Source organism: Halorhodospira sp. M38 (assembly GCF_022227985.1).
Lineage (GTDB): Bacteria > Pseudomonadota > Gammaproteobacteria > Nitrococcales > Halorhodospiraceae > Halorhodospira > Halorhodospira halophila_A.
The window spans coordinates 1-777 of sequence record NZ_JAJNQP010000080.1 but is presented as its reverse complement, the minus strand read 5'-3'; the positions used below and the strand labels follow the sequence as shown (position 1 = coordinate 777).

Here is a 777-nt window from a genome sequence, read left to right as displayed (position 1 = left end):
CGGCCGGCGCCCGCATCCATGCGGGCGCCCTCCGGGGCTGATCCGTCGGCGCGGCGCGCTCCGCTGAATACCTCGTCGCCCTCGGGGGTATCCGCAACCCTCCCGGACGGCCCCGCGCTGACCATTCGCGGCGCCCGTGCCCATAACCTGCAGGGGATCGACGTGGCCATCCCGCTGGGCGGTCTGGTCTGCCTGACCGGGGTCTCCGGCTCGGGCAAGTCGACCCTGGCCCAGGATGTCCTCTACCGGGGGCTGTTGCGCCAGCAGGGCGAGGCCGTCGAGGCGCCGGGCGAGCACGACGCCATCGATGGGGCCGAGGCGATCACCGAGGTCTCCCTGGTGGACCAGTCGCCCATCGGCAAGAGCGCGCGCTCCTGCCCGGTGAGTTACACCGGCGCCCTCGACCCCATCCGCAAACGCTTCGCCGCGGCGCCCCTGGCCCAGGAGCGGGGCTATACCGCCGGCGCCTTCAGCTTCAACGCCGGCAACGGCCGTTGCCCCACCTGCAAGGGCTCCGGCTTCGAGCACGTGGAGATGCAGTTCCTCTCCGACGTCTACCTGGCCTGTCCCGACTGCGACGGTCGGCGTTTTCGCGCCGAGGTGCTGGAGGTCCAGGTGGAGGGGACTGAGGGGCGACGTGCCTCCATCCACGACGTACTGCAGATGACCGCCGACGAGGCGGTGGCGTTCTTTGCCGACAGCCGCGAGGTGGTGCGCCGCCTGGAGCCGTTGCGCGCCGTGGGCCTGGGCTACCTGCGCCTGGGCCAGCCGGTGCCC

Annotated in this window: 1 pseudogene; it reads left to right on the top strand. The window is 72.3% G+C overall.

Going from position 1 to position 777, the window contains the following annotated elements:
- A pseudogene (locus LRA98_RS12855) lies at window positions 1-777 on the top strand (excinuclease ABC subunit UvrA); the annotation flags it as partial.